The sequence below is a fragment of the Sphingomonas sp. CFBP 13728 genome (assembly GCF_014841895.1).
In the GTDB taxonomy this organism is placed as follows: Bacteria; Pseudomonadota; Alphaproteobacteria; order Sphingomonadales; family Sphingomonadaceae; genus Sphingomonas.
On the sequence record NZ_JACYUS010000001.1, the window covers coordinates 922920 to 939115 of the forward strand.

Annotated in this window: 16 protein-coding genes; 8 read left to right on the forward strand and 8 right to left on the reverse strand. The window is 64.3% G+C overall.

Translation table 11 applies throughout. The features are described 5' to 3' along the window. The first annotated feature begins 10 nt into the window (after window positions 1-10). Window positions 11-1426, forward strand: coding sequence for an MFS transporter (locus tag IFT67_RS04010; protein ID WP_192145116.1), 1416 nt, complete (start codon window positions 11-13; stop codon window positions 1424-1426). Between the two features lie 345 nt (window positions 1427-1771). Here IFT67_RS04010 and IFT67_RS04015 read toward each other — a convergent pair whose 3' ends face one another. Continuing rightward, entirely contained in the window at window positions 1772-3511 is a 1740-nt protein-coding gene (locus tag IFT67_RS04015) for a DUF885 domain-containing protein (protein WP_192145117.1), read from the reverse strand. A gap of 125 nt (window positions 3512-3636) precedes the next feature. Between IFT67_RS04015 and IFT67_RS04020 the strand changes: the two genes are divergently transcribed. Then, complete coding sequence (locus IFT67_RS04020) at window positions 3637-4461, forward strand: alpha/beta fold hydrolase (RefSeq protein WP_192145118.1); 825 nt, start codon at window positions 3637-3639, stop codon at window positions 4459-4461. Between the two features lie 97 nt (window positions 4462-4558). Here IFT67_RS04020 and IFT67_RS04025 read toward each other — a convergent pair whose 3' ends face one another. Together IFT67_RS04025 and eno are read right to left on the reverse strand one after the other, a co-directional pair. Then, the gene (locus IFT67_RS04025; RefSeq protein ID WP_235518634.1) at window positions 4559-4843 is read right to left on the reverse strand and encodes an FtsB family cell division protein; all 285 of its coding nucleotides are present in this window, start codon (window positions 4841-4843) and stop codon (window positions 4559-4561) included. A 193-nt stretch (window positions 4844-5036) separates the two neighbouring features. Beyond that, complete coding sequence (gene eno / locus IFT67_RS04030; RefSeq protein ID WP_121884554.1) at window positions 5037-6317, reverse strand: phosphopyruvate hydratase; 1281 nt, start codon at window positions 6315-6317, stop codon at window positions 5037-5039. A 175-nt stretch (window positions 6318-6492) separates the two neighbouring features. Here eno and IFT67_RS04035 point away from each other — a divergent pair, with 175 nt between their 5' ends. The 5 genes from IFT67_RS04035 (at window position 6493) to IFT67_RS04055 (ending at window position 8484) form a co-directional block, all read left to right on the forward strand. Further along, window positions 6493-6981 (forward strand): hypothetical protein, encoded by a 489-nt coding sequence (locus IFT67_RS04035; RefSeq protein ID WP_192145119.1) that lies wholly within the window; start codon window positions 6493-6495, stop codon window positions 6979-6981. Window positions 6982-6985: 4 nt separating this feature from the next. Then, window positions 6986-7339 (forward strand): phage holin family protein, encoded by a 354-nt coding sequence (locus tag IFT67_RS04040; RefSeq protein ID WP_244647155.1) that lies wholly within the window; start codon window positions 6986-6988, stop codon window positions 7337-7339. Further along, window positions 7336-7608: a phosphatase gene (locus IFT67_RS04045; protein ID WP_192145121.1), complete on the forward strand. Its 273-nt coding sequence runs from the start codon at window positions 7336-7338 to the stop codon at window positions 7606-7608. The genes IFT67_RS04040 and IFT67_RS04045 overlap by 4 nt, the downstream gene beginning before the upstream one ends. Window positions 7609-7712: 104 nt before the next feature. After that, the gene (locus IFT67_RS04050; RefSeq protein ID WP_192145122.1) at window positions 7713-8192 is read left to right on the forward strand and encodes a PLP-dependent aminotransferase family protein; all 480 of its coding nucleotides are present in this window, start codon (window positions 7713-7715) and stop codon (window positions 8190-8192) included. A gap of 64 nt (window positions 8193-8256) precedes the next feature. Further along, entirely contained in the window at window positions 8257-8484 is a 228-nt protein-coding gene (locus IFT67_RS04055; RefSeq protein WP_192145123.1) for a DUF4170 domain-containing protein, read from the forward strand. A 465-nt stretch (window positions 8485-8949) separates the two neighbouring features. On the opposite strand, the gene IFT67_RS04060 is transcribed toward IFT67_RS04055, so the two are convergent. The 5 genes from IFT67_RS04060 to IFT67_RS04080 all read right to left on the reverse strand — a co-directional run bounded on the left by IFT67_RS04060 (window position 8950) and on the right by IFT67_RS04080 (window position 15540). Further along, complete coding sequence (locus IFT67_RS04060) at window positions 8950-9600, reverse strand: rhomboid family intramembrane serine protease (RefSeq protein ID WP_056051044.1); 651 nt, start codon at window positions 9598-9600, stop codon at window positions 8950-8952. A 5-nt stretch (window positions 9601-9605) separates the two neighbouring features. Continuing rightward, a complete protein-coding gene (gene greA, locus IFT67_RS04065) occupies window positions 9606-10082 on the reverse strand; it encodes a transcription elongation factor GreA (RefSeq protein WP_056052861.1) in 477 nt (158 codons plus the stop codon). Between the two features lie 75 nt (window positions 10083-10157). Then, window positions 10158-13490 (reverse strand): carbamoyl-phosphate synthase large subunit, encoded by a 3333-nt coding sequence (gene carB / locus IFT67_RS04070; protein WP_192145124.1) that lies wholly within the window; start codon window positions 13488-13490, stop codon window positions 10158-10160. Then, window positions 13490-14122 (reverse strand): hypothetical protein, encoded by a 633-nt coding sequence (locus IFT67_RS04075; protein ID WP_192145125.1) that lies wholly within the window; start codon window positions 14120-14122, stop codon window positions 13490-13492. The genes carB and IFT67_RS04075 overlap by 1 nt, the downstream gene beginning before the upstream one ends. Before the next feature lie 101 nt (window positions 14123-14223). Further along, on the reverse strand, window positions 14224-15540 hold the full coding sequence (locus IFT67_RS04080; protein ID WP_192145126.1) for a carbamoyl phosphate synthase small subunit: 1317 nt from the start codon (window positions 15538-15540) through the stop codon (window positions 14224-14226). A gap of 140 nt (window positions 15541-15680) precedes the next feature. Here IFT67_RS04080 and IFT67_RS04085 point away from each other — a divergent pair, with 140 nt between their 5' ends. After that, the gene (locus IFT67_RS04085; protein WP_107952276.1) at window positions 15681-16133 is read left to right on the forward strand and encodes a GatB/YqeY domain-containing protein; all 453 of its coding nucleotides are present in this window, start codon (window positions 15681-15683) and stop codon (window positions 16131-16133) included. The last annotated feature ends 63 nt before the right edge of the window (window positions 16134-16196 follow it).

A 16196-nucleotide genomic window follows, 5' to 3' on the forward strand; every position in this document is an offset into this window, starting at 1 on the left:
GCGGTCCGCAATGCAACCGGACCAGATATCGGCGGCCGACGGCCTGCCCAAGCCGCGCCGCTTCGTCGCCATCGCCGCGATCTCGGCGGGCACGGCGCTGACGATCATCGACGGCGGCATCGCCACCGTCGCGCTGCCGACGATCGCGCGCGACCTGAACGTCGGCAGCAGCGCGGTGGTGACTGTGGTCACGGTGTACCAGCTGATCCTCGCGATGGCGCTGCTCCCGTTCTCCGGGCTCGGCGACCGCATCGGCCTGAAGCGCATGTACCAGTACGGTCAGCTGCTCTTCACCATCGCGACATTGCTCTGCTTCTTCGCCAAGAGCCTGCCGTTCCTGCTCGTCGTCCGCGCCGCGCAGGCCCTAGGTGCCGCAGCGGCATTGAGCGTTTCGTCGGCACTTATCCGTTCGATCTACCCGACCAAGCAGCTCGGCCGCGGGCTCGGGATCAACTCGGTGGTCGTTTCCAGTTCCGCGGCACTCGCCCCGACGATCGGCGGCCTCGTCCTCGCCATCGCCCCCTGGCCCTGGGTGTTCGCCAGCGCCGTACCGTTCGCGATCGCGTCGCTACTGCTCGGACGCGCGCTACCCGAACCGCGCAAACACGACGAACCCTTCGACGTCCTCGGCGCAGTCATGTGCGCAGCGATGATCGGCCTCGTCATCGGCGGCGCGGAGAGCGCGGTCCACGGCGACAGTCCGATCGTCTCGGCCGCGATCGTCCTGACCGGCGCGGTGATCGGCTGGTTCTTCGTGAAGCGCGAACAAGGCGAGACCAAGCCGATCCTGCCGATCGACCTGCTCGCTCGGCCCGTCCTCGCGCTGTCGGCGATCGGCGCCTACACCGCGTTCATCGCGCAGATGACGCTGCTGCTCTCGACCCCGTTCCGCCTGACGCACGCTTACGGGTTCAGCGCGGCGGAAGTCGGTGCGGCGATCGCACCATGGCCGCTCGCCAACATGTTCGTCGCGCCGCTCTCTGGCTGGTTGTCGGATCGCTACCCGGCCGGGCTGCTGGGCGGGATCGGCATGGGCGTGTCAATATGCGCGCTGCTGCTGATCGCCTACATGCCCGCGGACCCAGGGTATTTAGATATCGCGTGGCGGATGGCCCTGTGCGGATCGGGGTTCGGAATGTTCATGGCGCCGAACGCGCGGTTGATCATCGGCAGCGCGCCTCGCGAACGCGCCGCAGCGGCAGGCGGCCTTGTTTCGACGGTACGACTGGTTGGCCAGACCACCGGCGCCACCCTGGTCGCTGCGTTGCTGGCGATGGGCGTAGGCGCCGGCATGACCCCGCCGCTCGTAGCCGCCGGTCTGGCGCTGGTGGCAGGCCTGTGCAGCCTAAGCCGCCTCCGCCCCTCGATTCGCAACCCGCCGACCGAAGAAACCCAGGACGTGCAGCCGGCGCAACAGACGCGGTGACTTCTACTCCCTCTCCCCTCCGGGGAGAGGGTCGGGGTGAGGGGCAGCCAAGCAGTGCTGCGCCTGGAACGGCCCCTCACCCCAGCCCTCTCCCCGCAGGGGAGAGGGAGCAGACAGAAGAAGAATGTTCACTCGCGAAGGCGGGTGCCCAGTCTGGGTCCCCGCCTTCGCGGGGACACATGCTTTGGTTTGGGACACCCTAACACCGAGAGCTACCACCCCGGCGGAGGCCGGGGCCCAGTTGGCACGTCCGGAATAACGAAGGACAGTCCCTCATCACTACTGTTCGCCCAACTGGGCCCCGGCCTTCGCCGGGGTGGACGGGGAACCGATTGCGCTCCCCCCTCAGAAAGCAGCCGTCGCCTTAGCCTCCCCCATCATCGCAGCCCGCACCAAAGGAATCGGCGGCCCACCATAACTCAGGAACTGGTCATGGAACGCCTTCCAGGCCTTCCTTCCCCCCCGCGTCGCCGTCCAGTCGCTACGCAACTTCCGGATCATCAACTTACCCATAGTATAATTCAGATACGCCGGATCATACGTCCCCCGCGCCGCCTGCTGCTTCGCGTTCCCCTCGTCCTGGTAGCATTCGTCGACGAACATCCGGAACGACTGCTCCTGCGTCATCCCCTTCGCATGCATGCGGATCGCGGACAGATACCGGCAATCCCGCAGCAACGCGTTCGAGATCTGCCCGACATGCGTCTCAGGATCGCCGTTGTTGAGCCCCGCCTCCCACATCATTTCCTCGGCATAATGCGCCCAGCCTTCCGCAAACGCATACCCCACGAACAGCCGCCCGAAGAGCGACGGCGAGCGGTTCGCATGCAGGAACTGGACGAAATGCCCTGGCATCACCTCGTGCACCGACGTGAACAGCAGGTCGTTCTTGCCCGGTACGAACGCGTCCTGCACCGCCTTGGTCCAGCTCGGATCGGGCGGCGATATGTAGTAGATCGACGGCACGCCCTTATCGAACGGCCCCGGCGGATCGATATACGCCGAGTTCTGCCGGTTGTACGGCGGCGACTCCTCGACCAGCGCCTGCTCCGTCCCCGGTATCGTCACAAGATCGTGATCCACGACGAACTTCCGCAACGTCGGGATCTGCCGCCGCGCCTCCGCGACCGGGCCACCGACCGGCTTGTTCGCGTTCATCTTGTCCATGCACGCGAGGATCGTCTGCCCCTTGGCGAACACCCCGCACGCCTGCGCCAGCGCCGCCTGGTTGCGCTTGAGGTCGGCGACGCCCGCCGACTCGAGCTGGTCGAGCGGCGTATCGACGCCCTCGGTCATCGCCACCATCCGCGAGAACTTGTCCGCCCCGAGCGCAAAATCCTGCGTCGCGGTCGCGCGCTGGCCCTCGGTCCACGTCCCCAGATCGCGCATCGCCTTCGACGCCGCCTGCGCCGCATCGCCCAACTGCTTCTGCGCCGCCGCATCCTTCACGCCCGCAAACGCCTTCACCGCGTCGCCCGCATAATAATCGGCAAACCCGTTGAACGCCGCCGTCCCATAATTGACGTAGCTCAGCGGCATCGGCGTCTTGAGGTTCGCCTTGATGTTCCCCGCCGCCGCCGGGATCTTCTGCAGGAACGCGGTCAGCGCCTTCATCCGGGTCGGCGCATCGGCATAGTTGCGCGCGATATACGTGTTCGGATCGAGCCCCGCGCTCACATACCACGCCGGATTGTGATGCGGCTGGTCGGCATCCTCCAGCCAGAACAGCTTCCCCTTGGCGACCTGCACCAGATAGTCGCGCTCGAACGCCTCGGCGGGCTTCAGATCCTTGAACGCCCCCGCCTTGTCGATCGCGCTGTGCAGGAAGTCCGCCTGTCGCTTCAGCCCCGCCGCGCTCCAGTCGCCCAAGCCGCCGTCATACTCGTGCTTGCCCTGATAGACCGCGTTGGCCGGATCGATCTTGAACCAGCCGTCGATGAAGCCGTCGCGGAACCCCGCCCAGTCGCCCTTCGCAGCGGTGGTCGGCGCGGCAGGAGCCTGCGTGTTCGCGGTCGTCTGCGCAGGGCCGCACGCGCTCAAGGCGAGGACCGCGCCAAGCGCCGTCGTCAAAAGTCCGATCCGCATCCTGTCTCCAATTCCGATTCGTCTGGCGCCATGCTGCCAGTCGAAGTCTTGGTACGCCAGCGTGCGGAACGGTGGGCGCGATGAGCCGTTGAGCGCACACCTCCCTAGAGAGACTGGATAGCTTGATGCCCTACGTAAAAACCCGTGACGGTACCGATATTTACGTCAAGGACTGGGGCACGGGACGCCCGGTAATCCTGACGCACGGCTGGCCGCTCAACGCCGACAGCTGGGACGCGCAGGCGATGGCGCTCGCCAACGCCGGCTTCCGCGCGATCGCGTATGACCGCCGCGGGTTCGGTCGCTCGGGCCAGCCCTGGACCGGCTACAATTACGATACGCTGACCGACGATCTGGCCGACGTCATGGAAGCCACCGGCGCGAACACCGACGCGACGATCGTCGGCTTCTCGATGGGTGGCGGCGAGATCGCGCGCTACATGAGCCGCTACGACGGCAAGGGCGTGGTCGCCGCCGGGCTGATCTCGTCGGTGGTACCGTACATGCTCAAGACCGACGACAACCCGGACGGCGTCGACGAGGAAACGCTGGCCAGCATCGGCGCCGGTATCGAAGGCGACCGCCCGGCGTTCTTCAAGACCTTCCTCCAGCAATTCCTCGGCGTCGGATTCATCACCTCGCCGGTCAGCGACGAAGTCGTCGACTGGGTTTGGAGCCTCGCGATGCAAGCGGGCCTTCACCCAACGCTGGAATGCGCCAAGGCATTCGGCCACACCGATTTCCGTCAGGATCTGGCCGCCTTCCGCGTACCGACGCTGGTCGTCCACGGTACGAGCGACAAGACCGTCCCGATCGACGCTACCGGCCGCGCCGCCGCCAAGGGCATCGCCGACTCGCAGCTGGTCGAATATGACGGCGCCCCGCACGGCCTGACGATCACCGAAAGCGATCGCTTCACCAAAGACCTGCTGACGTTCCTGGGTCGGTAATGCCCCGCCCGTCATCCTGACGAAAGTCAGGATCCAGAGCCACGAGCGTTATCGCGAGTGGCTCTGGATCCTGGATCAAGTCCAGGATGACGAGGGTTCAGTTCCCCAGTGGGACGATAACCTCGTCCGGATGCGCGACGTTCAGTTCCTTGCGGACCATCTCGTCGACCATATCCGGGTTCGCATGATCCGGGTTCAGCAGCGCCACCCGGTTCTTCAACACCTCGCGCTTGCGATCGAGCGCGGCATAGTCCTGCTCGCGCTTCGCAAGCTGGCGCTTGTAATCGCCATACGCGAACATCCCGTTCGGCCCGAGCACGGCATACGCGCCGAAGAACGCCATCAGCGTCAGCCCCAGCGCCGGCCACGCGGCCTTGCGCATCGTCTTCCGCAACTTGCTGGTCTTCGTCGTCACGCGTGCCATGTCGTTCTCCGGTACTCGCGCCCCAACTCGTCTACCATTCACTCCGTCACCCCGGGCTTGTTCCGGGGTCCACCGTCCCGCGCAATCAAGTCTGTCGATTATGCGGGACCGTGGATGCCGGAACAAGTCCGGCATGACGGAGGTGGGTCAATTAACCCCCGATCAAAATGTCGCGCCCAGCATAACGCGCCGCATCGCCCAGCTCTTCCTCGATCCGGATCAGCTGGTTGTACTTCGCCAACCGGTCCGACCGGGCCAAGCTGCCCGTCTTGATCTGACCGCAGTTGGTCGCGACCGCCAGATCGGCGATCGTCGAGTCCTCGGTCTCGCCCGAACGATGCGACATCACCGCGGTATACTTCGCCCGCTGTGCCATCGACACCGCCTCCAGCGTCTCGGTCAGCGTGCCGATCTGGTTGACCTTCACCAGCAGCGAGTTCGCGATACCCTGGTCGATCCCGCGCTTCAGGCGCTTCGGGTTGGTCACGAACAGATCGTCGCCGACCAGCTGGACCTTGTCGCCGATCAGGTCGGTCAGCGTCTTCCAGCCTTCCCAATCGTCCTCGCCCATGCCGTCCTCGATCGAGAAGATCGGATAGCGCCGCGTCAGGTCCGCGAGATATTCCGCCATCTCGGCGCTTTCGAGGATCCGGCCCTCGCCCGAGATGTCGTACTTGCCGTTCTTGTAGAACTCGGTCGCCGCGCAATCGAGCGCGAGCATCACGTCCTCGCCGGGCTTGTACCCTGCCTTCTCGATGCTCGACATGATGAAGTCGAGCGCCTCGGTGGTGCTGCCGATGTTCGGCGCGAAGCCGCCCTCGTCGCCGACGCTGGTCGACAGGCCCTTCTCGCTCAGGCCCTTCTTCAGCGTGTGAAAGATCTCCGAGCCGCAACGCACCGCCTCGAGGATGTTCGACGCGCCGACTGGAACGACCATGAACTCCTGGAAATCGATCGGATTGTCGGCATGTTCGCCGCCGTTGATGATGTTCATCATCGGCACCGGCAGCAGATGCGCCTGCACGCCGCCGACATAGCGGTACAGCGGCAACCCGCGCGCTTCGGCCGCGGCCTTGGCGACGGCCAGGCTGACGCCGAGGATCGCGTTCGCGCCCAGCCGGCCCTTGTTCTCGGTGCCGTCGAGCTCTATCATCGCGCGATCGAGGTCCGACTGGTCCTCCGCGTCCATGCCGAGCACGGTGTCGGTGATCTCGTCGTTGACCGCATCGACCGCGCCATCGACGCCCTTGCCGCCCCAACGGGTCTTGTCGCCGTCACGACGCTCGACCGCCTCGTGCGCGCCGGTCGACGCGCCCGACGGCACGGCGGCGCGGCCGAAGCTGCCGTCTTCGAGCAGCACGTCGACCTCGACGGTCGGATTGCCGCGGCTGTCGAGGATCTGGCGTGCATGAAGGTCGATGATTGCGGTCACGTAACGATGCTCCTACAAATCCCGGTGCCGGGTCGTTCGCGCCGCCTCTACCGTCTCACGCCATATCGGGCAATCGCGCGGACATCCGAGAATAGTGTCGTGCAATCGCGCGACGGTTCGGGAACCGTGCTCCAACGACGGTGTTGAGGGCGTAACAATTCTGAAAGGGACCGTCATGGCCGACTCCAGCGTAAACGACACCGTCAACGACCTGAAAACGACCGCGAACGAGGTCGGCACCGAGCTCAGCAAGACGATCGATAACGGCGATGTCTCGGCCAAGACCGGCGACGCCAAGCAGGCGATCAAGGATGGCGCGAACAAGTACACCGCGCAGGCGACCGACAAGGTCCGCACCTTCGCCGAGGACGGCAAGGCACGTGCGAGCGGCGCGCTGGAGCAGGTCGCACAGTTGCTGACCGACGCCGCCGGCCAGGTCGATGAGAAGCTGGGCTCGCAGTACGGCGGCTATGCTCGCAGCGCCGCCGACAGCGTCTCGGGCTTCGCCGATCAGGTGAAGGCGAAGGACATCGACGAGCTGTTCGACGACGCGCGCGAACTCGTGCGGAAGTCGCCGGCCATCGCGGTGGGTGCAGCCGCCGCTATCGGCTTTGTCGTCGCGCGACTGGTGCAGTCGGGCGTCGATGCCAACTCGAAGGTCTGACGTCTTGGTCGATCCACTGACGTTCGCGACCGGCGAGGACGAGAGCATCACGTCGATCGTCGGTCGCCTGGCGACCGAGACGAAGAGTCTCGCGACCGCGGAAGTCGCTGTCTACAAGGCGAAGTTCGGCGAGACCGCCAGTGCGTACAAGTCGGCCGCGATGTTCTTCGCGGTCGCCGGCGTGCTGGCTTTGGCCGCGCTGATCGCACTGCTGGTCGGTGCGATCTTGACGGTGGCGACGCTGGTGGGGCCAGGATGGGCGACCGCCATCGTCGTGGTGGCCGTCCTTGCAGTGGCGGCGATCCTGGCGATGATCGGCAAGTCGAAGCTTCAGACGAAGAGCGAGCCCGTATCATGACATCCGCCAAAGTCGCCGCCGCAGAGATCGAATCGGCCCTCGCCCGTCAGCGCGTCATGATGACGCTCGGGCAGTTGCAGGACCGGCTCAATCCGCGGAAGCTCGCGCTGAACGCCAGCCGCGACGTCGCCGATGCCGGCACCGCCGCGCTCAGCGCCAGCGTCGAAACCGTGAAGCGCAATCCGGGGCAGACCGCGGGGTTCGCCGCAGTCGCCGGACTGTTCCTCGCGCGCCACCGGATCGTCGGACTGTTCCGCCGCGGGCGGTGAACGCCCCGACCACGGTGACCATATTGAAACCTAGAAGTCCCGGCTCGCATTGAACCCTCATTGCATTGAACGGCGAGCAGCTTGCCACCAGAAGGACATTTTCCATGACCGACGCAAAGACCACTGCCAACGACGCCGCCCACGAGACCGAGAGCCGTCTGCGCGAAGGCCTCGACACCGTCCGCGAGACCGCATCGAAGGTCTATCACGACGCCGGCGACAAGGCCTCCGAGGTTCTCGAAGTGTCGCGCGAGAAGACCAAGCGCGTCGTCAACAACCTCGAATCCAACCCGCTCGGCATCCTCGTCGGCGGCCTCGCTGTCGGCGCCCTCGCTGGTGCGCTGCTTCCGCGTTCTGCACGCGAGAAGGAACTGCTCGCCCCCGTCGGCAAGCGCCTCAGCGAGACGCTCGTGGCGGCGACTGCGGCCGCGAAAGATGCGGGCCGTTCGGAACTCGGCGAACTCGGCCTTACCAAGGACAATGCCCGGGATCAGGCCAAGGGCTTGCTCGAGGGTATCGTCAAGGCCGTCACGACGGCAGGTACCGCAGGTGCGAAGGCGGTTTCGAAAAAGCCTGTAGCCTAAGGGTTCAAACCGCGGGTCGAACACGCTAGGGAGGCGGCAACCCCCTCCCTAGGAAAGCAAGCGCATGAGCAAGCTCCACCTCGTATTCGGCGGCCGCGTCAGCGACCCGCGCACCCTGGATTTCAACGATCTGAGCAAGATCGAGTTCGTCGGCGTATTCCCCGACTACGCCAGCGCCGAAAAGGCATGGCGTGCTGCGGCGCAGCGTACCGTCGATGACGCCGAGATGAAGTTCGTGGTGGTGCACCTGCACCGGATGCTCGAGCCGAACTTGGGCGCGGCTGTAGCGTAACGGCTTCCTTTGGTCATTCCCGCGGAGGCGGGAACCCATACTGGCTACCGTAGCAATCTGATCGCGACGACATAGGCTATGAATCCCCGCCTTTGCTGGGCTGACGATTTCGTGAATACGTGCCTGACGATCAAGTTTGCATGAACCGGCCCCCTCGTCCCTCTCCCATCAGGGAGAGGGAGAGACGCCAAAGGCGGCGATGGGTGAGGGCACGCCAAGCAGGACTATGGCCGCTAGCTGCCGCGGTCTCGCCAGTTCGCTGCTTAGGCAGTAGCCCTCTCCCCAGTCCCGTTCGTGCTGAGTAGAGACCGAGTAGCTCCGCAAGGAGCGTATCGAGGGCTTGTATCGAAGCACAGGCCCCGCGCGCCAACCCATCCTTCGATACGCCGCTTCGACAAGCTCAGCAGCTACTCAGGACGAACGGGGTGTGCGTGTACGAGTGGCGTTAGGTAGGATCCGGCAGGCTCAAGCAGCCCGGTAATGCCAGAGCAACAAAGGCCGAGCCAGCACCAGCCCCGCCAAGAACCCACCAATATGCGCGCCAATGGCAATCGGCCCACTCGCACCAACCGAAGCCCCAAACCCGGCCAGCCCCATCAGCAACTGGATCCCGATCCAAGCCGCGGCCAGCCAAACGACATGCACAACCCCAGCCGGCACCGGCCCGATCGCCTGCGCGCGTCGCTCGCCATACAACAGCGCATAAGCCCCCACGACTGCCGAGATCGCACCGCTGGCGCCAATCATAGGCGCAGTAGACTCAGGCCCGAACGCCCAATGCCCCGCCGCCGCGGCATACGCGCCCAGCACGTACAGCACGACCAACCCGACCGTCCCCAGCGCCTTCTCGACGAACTGCCCGCAATACACCAGCATCACGAGGTTCAACGCAATGTGCGCCCAGCCCCCATGGATCAACGTCGCGGTCAGCGGCGTCGCCCAGGACGGCACGACGAACATATGCTCGCTCGGAATACCGAGATCGGTCATCCGCAACGGGATGAACCCGGCATTCACCGCCCAGTAGCCAAGCGATCCGCTCAGCACCAGAAATCCCGAGACGATGACCGTCACGATCGTGATGATCGCCGTCGCCCGCGTCTCGAAGAATTGCATAAGGCTCAGATGAACTCGATCTTGGAGACGACGTAATACCGCTCGCCGGCCGGCACCGTGACCTCGACCTCTTCGTCGAGCTTCCGCCCGATCAGCCCGCGACCCAGCGGCGAATTGTACGAGATCCGCCCGGTCTTGGCGTTAGCCTCGGTCTGGCCGACGATCTGATACTTCACCGGCTTGTCGTTCTCGTCGAGCAACGTCACCGTCGCGCCGAACACGACCTTGTCACCCGACAAATCCTTCGGGTCAATGATCTGCGCACGCGACAGCTTGTCCTCGATGTCCGAGATCGATGCCTCGACCTGGCCCTGACGCTCCTTCGCGGCATGATATTCCGCGTTCTCGCTCAGGTCGCCGTGCGCGCGCGCCTCTTCGATCGCGTCGACGATCGTCGGACGTTCGGCTTTCAGGCGCTTCAGATCCGCACTCAGCGTCTCATAGCCTTCCTGCAGCATCGGCATCTTTTCGACGGTCGCCATCATCTCGTCCCCAAATCCATTTCCCCGCGCGAGGCCCTGTACCAGCCCCGCCCACACATCATTCTCATGTCGGGATCAGTCGTGCGACTGCGAATAATAGGATTGCAGCGGCCGTACTTCAAGGCTGTGCGTCGAAAGCTTGGCGATCGCCTTCGCCGCCTCGAGCGAAGCGGGCGCAGTCGTGAAGTACGGAATGCGTTGTCCCAGCGCGGAAGCCCGGATCGGCTGCGAGTCCTTCAGGCTCTGCCACCCCTCGGTGGTGTTGAAGATCAGCGCGATATCGCCGTCCTTGATCCGGTCGACGATATGCGGCCGGCCCTGGGCCACCTTGTTGACCTTCTCGACCGGCAAACCGGCAAGTGCGAGATGATCCGCGGTCCCGCCGGTCGCGACGATCGAGAAGCCGGTGTCGACCAGCGCCTTCACCGCCTCGACGATCATCGCCTTGTCGCCGTCCTTCACGCTGACGAAGACATTGCCCTTGGTCGGCAGGATCGTCCCCGCGCCAAGCTGAGCCTTGGCGAATGCGATCGTGAAATCGGGATCGATTCCCATGACTTCGCCGGTCGACTTCATTTCCGGTGACAGCACCGGATCGACGCCGGGGAACTTGTTGAAGGGAAACACCGCCTCTTTCACCGCATAATAGTCGATATGCCGGTCGATCTTCGGCAAATTGACCAGCTTCTCGCCCGCCATCACGCGCGCGGCGATCTTGGCGATCGGCGCACCGATCGCCTTGGCGACGAACGGCACGGTGCGCGACGCGCGCGGGTTGACCTCGATGAGGTAGACCAGCCCGTCCTTCACCGCGAACTGGATGTTCATCAGGCCGACCACCGACAAGGCATGTGCGAGCGCCACCGTCTGCCGCTCGATCTCCGCGATGATCTCCGCCGACAGCGAGTAAGGCGGGATCGAGCACGCAGAGTCGCCCGAATGGACGCCCGCCTCCTCGATATGCTGCAACACACCCGCGACCACCACGTCGGTGCCGTCGCAGATCGCGTCGACATCGACCTCGATCGCATCGCGCAGATACTGGTCGATCAGCACCGGCGAGTCGCCCGACACCTGCACCGCAGTTGCGATGTAATGCTCGAGCTGCCCGATCGTGTCGACGATTTCCATCGCCCGCCCGCCGAGCACATAGGAAGGCCGCATCAGCACCGGATACCCGATCCGCTCCGCCGCCGCGACCGCCTCGTCCCGGCTCCGCGCCAGGCCATTGGCCGGCTGCAACAGCCCGAGCTTGGTGATCAGCGCCGCGAACCGCTCGCGATCTTCCGCCAGATCGATCGCGTCCGGCGTCGTCCCCAGGATCGGAATACCCGCCGCCTCGAGCGCCCGCGCGAGGTTCAGCGGCGTTTGCCCGCCGAACTGCACGATCACGCCCACCAAAGTGCCGTTCTGCTGCTCGACATGCAGGATCTCCAGCACGTCCTCGGCGGTCAGCGGCTCGAAATACAGCCGGTCCGACGTGTCGTAATCGGTCGACACCGTCTCCGGGTTGCAGTTGACCATGATCGTCTCATAGCCCGCATCCGCGAGCGCGAAGCACGCATGGCAGCAGCAATAATCGAACTCGATCCCCTGCCCGATCCGGTTCGGCCCGCCGCCGAGAATGACGATTTTCTTCCGATCGGTCGGCTCGGACTCGTTCTCGGGCTCGCCGAAGCTCGGCGCCTCGTAGGTCGAATACATATACGGCGTCTTCGCATCGAATTCGGCCGCGCACGTATCGATCCGCTTGAACACCGGCCGCACGCCGAGCTTCAGGCGATGCTGGCGCACCTCCTCCTCGGTCACGCCGCCGGTCATCGCCTTGACGACCTCGTGGATCAGCCCCGAACCGCGCGCGATCCCGCGGTTCATCCCGCGCAGATTGGCGGATTGCAGCGCCAGCCACGCAAGCCGCTTGTCGCTGAACCCCATGCTCTTCAGGCGCCGCATGCCGGCTGCATCGATCGGCAGCCCGTCCTTCATCACCTCGGCCTCCGCCGCGATGATCTCGGCGATCCGCTCCAGGAACCACGGATCATACTTGGCGATCGCATGCACCTCGGCAACCGTGAAGCCTTCGCGCAAAGCCTGCGCCGCGACCAGCAACCGGTCCGGCGTCGCGACGGCCAGCGCCGCCTCGATCTCCGCACGCGGCGCGCCGACCAGATGATCGACCTGGTTGAAGCCCGACAAGCCCGTCTCAAGCCCGCGCAACGCCTTCTGCATCGACTCGTGGATGTTGCGACCGATCGCCATCACCTCGCCGACCGACTTCATCGCGGTGCCAAGCGTGTTCGACGCGCCCTTGAACTTCTCGAACGCGAACCGCGGGATCTTGGTCACGACGTAATCGATCGTCGGCTCGAACGCGGCAGGCGTAGCGCCGGTGATGTCGTTCTCGATCTCGTCGAGCGTATAGCCGACCGCCAGCTTCGCCGCGACCTTCGCGATCGGAAAGCCGGTCGCCTTCGACGCCAGCGCCGAAGACCGCGAAACCCGCGGGTTCATCTCGATGACGACCAGCCGGCCGTCCTTCGGATTCACTGCGAACTGGACGTTCGAACCGCCTGTCTCGACACCGATTTCGCGCAACACCGCGATCGATGCGTTGCGCATGATCTGGTATTCCTTGTCGGTCAGCGTCAGCGCCGGCGCGACCGTGATCGAGTCGCCGGTGTGGACGCCCATCGGATCGACATTCTCGATCGAGCAGATGATGATCGCGTTGTCGTTGCGATCGCGCACCACCTCCATCTCGTATTCTTTCCAGCCGAGCAGCGATTCCTCGATCAGCACCTCGGTGGTCGGCGACAGATCGAGCCCGTTGCGGACGATCGCGATGAATTCCTCGCGGTTGTACGCGATGCCGCCGCCCGAGCCGCCCATCGTGAAGCTCGGCCGGATGATCGACGGAAGCCCCGTCTTCTCAAGGCCTTCGAGCGCTTCCTCGACAGTGTGTGCGATCGCCGAGCGCGCGCTTTCCAACCCGATCCGGTCCATCGCATCGCGGAACTTCAGCCGGTCCTCCGCCATGTCGATCGCATCGGCATCCGCCCCGATCATCGTCACGCCGAACTTTTCCAGCGTCCCGTCATGGAACAGCGCGAGCGCGGTATTCAGCGCGGTCTGCCCGCCCATCGTCGGCAGGATCGCGTCCGGGCGCTCCTTCTCGATGATCTTGGCGACGATCGCAGGCGTGATCGGCTCGACATAGGTCGCGTCGGCCAGCTCGGGATCGGTCATGATCGTGGCGGGGTTCGAATTGACGAGGACGATACGATAGCCCTCCTCCTTCAACGCCTTGATCGCCTGCGTGCCCGAATAATCGAACTCGCACGCCTGGCCGATGACAATGGGTCCTGCGCCGATGACGAGGATCGAGGAGATGTCGGTGCGTTTTGGCATTAGTTCAGAAGATCCAACATTTTTTCCAGAATGGCGACGGATTTATCGACACCCCAATCAATCGACTTTTCCTTAAATTTCGACATAATTTCTTTAAGGAACTTCCAGACGACCTCAATCAAAGCTCCACGCTTTATCCGCTCGCCTTTCAAAAGCTCAATAGAGGCCTTACCTTCGGCAACTAATCTCTCTCGCTCTCCACCAGCTTCTGCAGCTATCAAGTTGTTTTGGTCTAAATCTAGAAGCGCGGTATTTATTGCACTTACGATTAACGTTCCCTCAGGCGAGTTATGAGAGATAGTTACAATTCTATCGGAGGCTGGAACAGGGTCATTGACGGGCTCAGTGACTATGGGCGCACCCAAATTGTCGGTTAATTCGTGCTCAACCGCTGACCAGAATTTTTCATTACGGAAAACTCTATCGAACCAGCCGCCCCCGCCCTCCCAAGCCCTGCCAAGAATTACCGAGTCCGCCTCGTCCCACGCTTCGTCGGACCGGGCTCTTCCCAACTGGATAAGCTCACCGGCATATTCATCGTCAACGATGTTCGCCATTTTCCACTTTGATAATTGGCGGAGAATTAGATCAACGGCATGGGCATCAAAGGAAACTTTGTAGTCATTGCTCAACAAGGAGCTTAGCTCGTCTCGACCCTTCGGAAGATCTGCCGCCTTTATGTTCCTGAGAGACAGGACGGCGGCACCTGCAAGGTACTCAGACGGAGGACTAGTCATTTTGCCGCTCCCAACCCACTTACGAACCGGTCAAACAGATATAGACTATCTTGCGGCCCCGGGCTCGCCTCGGGGTGATACTGCACGGAGAACGCCGGCTTGTCGGTCAGTTCCAGCCCCGCGTTCGATCCGTCGAACAGCGACACATGCGTCTCGCGGACGTTGGCCGGCAGGCTCTCGCGCTCGACCGCGAAGCCGTGGTTCATGCTGGTGATCTCGACCGCGCCGTCGGACAGGCGCTTGACCGGGTGGTTGGCGCCGCGGTGGCCCTGGAACATCTTGGTCGTGGTCGCGCCGACCGCGAGGCCGAGCAACTGGTGGCCGAGGCAGATGCCGAACAGCGGCTTGCCCGTATCGAGCAGCTGGCGGATTACCGGGACGGCGTATTCGGCGGTCGCGGCGGGATCGCCGGGGCCGTTCGACAGGAAGATCCCGTCGGGGGCGAGCGCCATCACGTCGTCGAAGCTGGCGGTGGCGGAGACGACGGAAACCTTGGCGCCTGCCTCGACGAGGTTGCGGAAGATGTTGCGCTTCGAGCCATAATCGATCGCGACGACGTGGGGCTTCTGGCTTCCCCTCCCGCTTGCGGGAGGGGATTGAGGGGTGGGCTCGCGCTCACCTTCCGGGGGGACGGTCGAGGAGTGCTCGACTGCACCGTTGTCTGTCAAGGAAGCCGGGAGCCCACCCCCGGCCCCTCCCGCTTGCGGGAGGGGGGAAGAAGAATAGCCGAAGCCTAGTTTCCAGACACCGCCGGGCGCATCCTCACCCCAGCCATAATGCAATTCGGTCGACACGTCCTTGGCGAGGTCCATCCCCTCCAGCCCCGGCCACGCGCGCGCCATCGCCAGCAGCGCCGCCACGTCGAACTCGCCGCTAGCCGAGTGCGCGATCACGCCATTAGGCGCCCCCGCCACCCGGATCCGCCGCGTCAGCGCGCGCGTGTCGACCCCCGAAAGGCCGATCCGCGCATGCCGCTTCATCCAGCCGTCGAGCCCCTCGACCGCGCGAAAACTCGACGGCTGCGTCACGTCCTCACGGACGATGATGCCGAGCGCGTGCGGGTCGTCCGCCTCGACGTCGTCGGGGTTCGCGCCGACATTGCCGATGTGCGGGAAGGTGAAGCAGATCATCTGCCCGGCGAAGGACGGGTCGGTCAGCACCTCCTGATAGCCGGTCATCGCGGTGTGGAAGCACACTTCGCCGACCGCACTGCCCTCTGCGCCGAACCCGCGACCCCAGATCACGTCGCCATTGGCGAGGACGAGGACGCCTGTTGCACCGGCAGGCATGGCTATAGGCTGGGCGTCGGCCATCAGGCTGGGCACTCTCTTTACGTTGACGATGTCGCTAAGTGGTGTCCGCTAAGGCCGGCGTGCCGCAGCGTCAATCTGTTAAACGGACGGCGGACGCGCTATCCCGTCGGGCTATCCCGAACCGCCTGAAAGACCAGTACATGATTCGCGACGACATCAAGGCTGCGCAGCTGACCGCCATGAAGGCCGGCGACAAGCAGAGCCGCAACGCTATCTCGTTGATCCAGGCCGCGATCAAGAACCGCGACATCGAGGCGCGCACCGGAAAGGCGCCGGAAAGCGACGACGCACTGGTGGTCGAAGTGCTCCAGAAGATGGTCAAGCAGCGCCGCGAGTCGATCGAGATGTTCTCGAAGGGTGGTCGCCAGGAGCTCGCCGATGCGGAGACGGCGGAGGTCGCGGTGATCGAACGCTTCCTGCCGCAGCAGATGAGCGAAGCGGAAACGTCGGCGGCGATCGAGGCGATCAAGGCGGAACTCGGCGCGACCGGCATGAAGGACATGGGCCGCGTGATGGCTGAGCTTAAAGCGCGCCACGCGAGCGAGCTGGACATGAGCAAAGCGAGCGGCCTGGTAAAGGCAGCGCTGTCGTAAATTCTGCTCCCCTCCCGCTCGCGGGAGGGGTCGGGGGAGGGCAGCGCCACAAAGGAGACGGAG

Coding starts and splice junctions, on each gene's coding strand:
- IFT67_RS04055 (WP_192145123.1), top strand. CDS start 8,257: ATGAGCAAGCTCCACCTCGTATTCGGCGGCCGCGTCAGCGACCCGCGC.
- IFT67_RS04085 (WP_107952276.1), top strand. CDS start 15,681: ATGATTCGCGACGACATCAAGGCTGCGCAGCTGACCGCCATGAAGGCC.
- greA (WP_056052861.1), bottom strand. CDS start 10,082: ATGGCGACCGTCGAAAAGATGCCGATGCTGCAGGAAGGCTATGAGACG.
- IFT67_RS04035 (WP_192145119.1), top strand. CDS start 6,493: ATGGCCGACTCCAGCGTAAACGACACCGTCAACGACCTGAAAACGACC.
- IFT67_RS04045 (WP_192145121.1), top strand. CDS start 7,336: ATGACATCCGCCAAAGTCGCCGCCGCAGAGATCGAATCGGCCCTCGCC.
- IFT67_RS04050 (WP_192145122.1), top strand. CDS start 7,713: ATGACCGACGCAAAGACCACTGCCAACGACGCCGCCCACGAGACCGAG.
- IFT67_RS04010 (WP_192145116.1), top strand. CDS start 11: ATGCAACCGGACCAGATATCGGCGGCCGACGGCCTGCCCAAGCCGCGC.
- IFT67_RS04060 (WP_056051044.1), bottom strand. CDS start 9,600: ATGCAATTCTTCGAGACGCGGGCGACGGCGATCATCACGATCGTGACG.
- IFT67_RS04020 (WP_192145118.1), top strand. CDS start 3,637: ATGCCCTACGTAAAAACCCGTGACGGTACCGATATTTACGTCAAGGAC.
- carB (WP_192145124.1), bottom strand. CDS start 13,490: ATGCCAAAACGCACCGACATCTCCTCGATCCTCGTCATCGGCGCAGGA.
- IFT67_RS04080 (WP_192145126.1), bottom strand. CDS start 15,540: ATGGCCGACGCCCAGCCTATAGCCATGCCTGCCGGTGCAACAGGCGTC.
- IFT67_RS04015 (WP_192145117.1), bottom strand. CDS start 3,511: ATGCGGATCGGACTTTTGACGACGGCGCTTGGCGCGGTCCTCGCCTTG.
- IFT67_RS04025 (WP_235518634.1), bottom strand. CDS start 4,843: ATGCGCAAGGCCGCGTGGCCGGCGCTGGGGCTGACGCTGATGGCGTTC.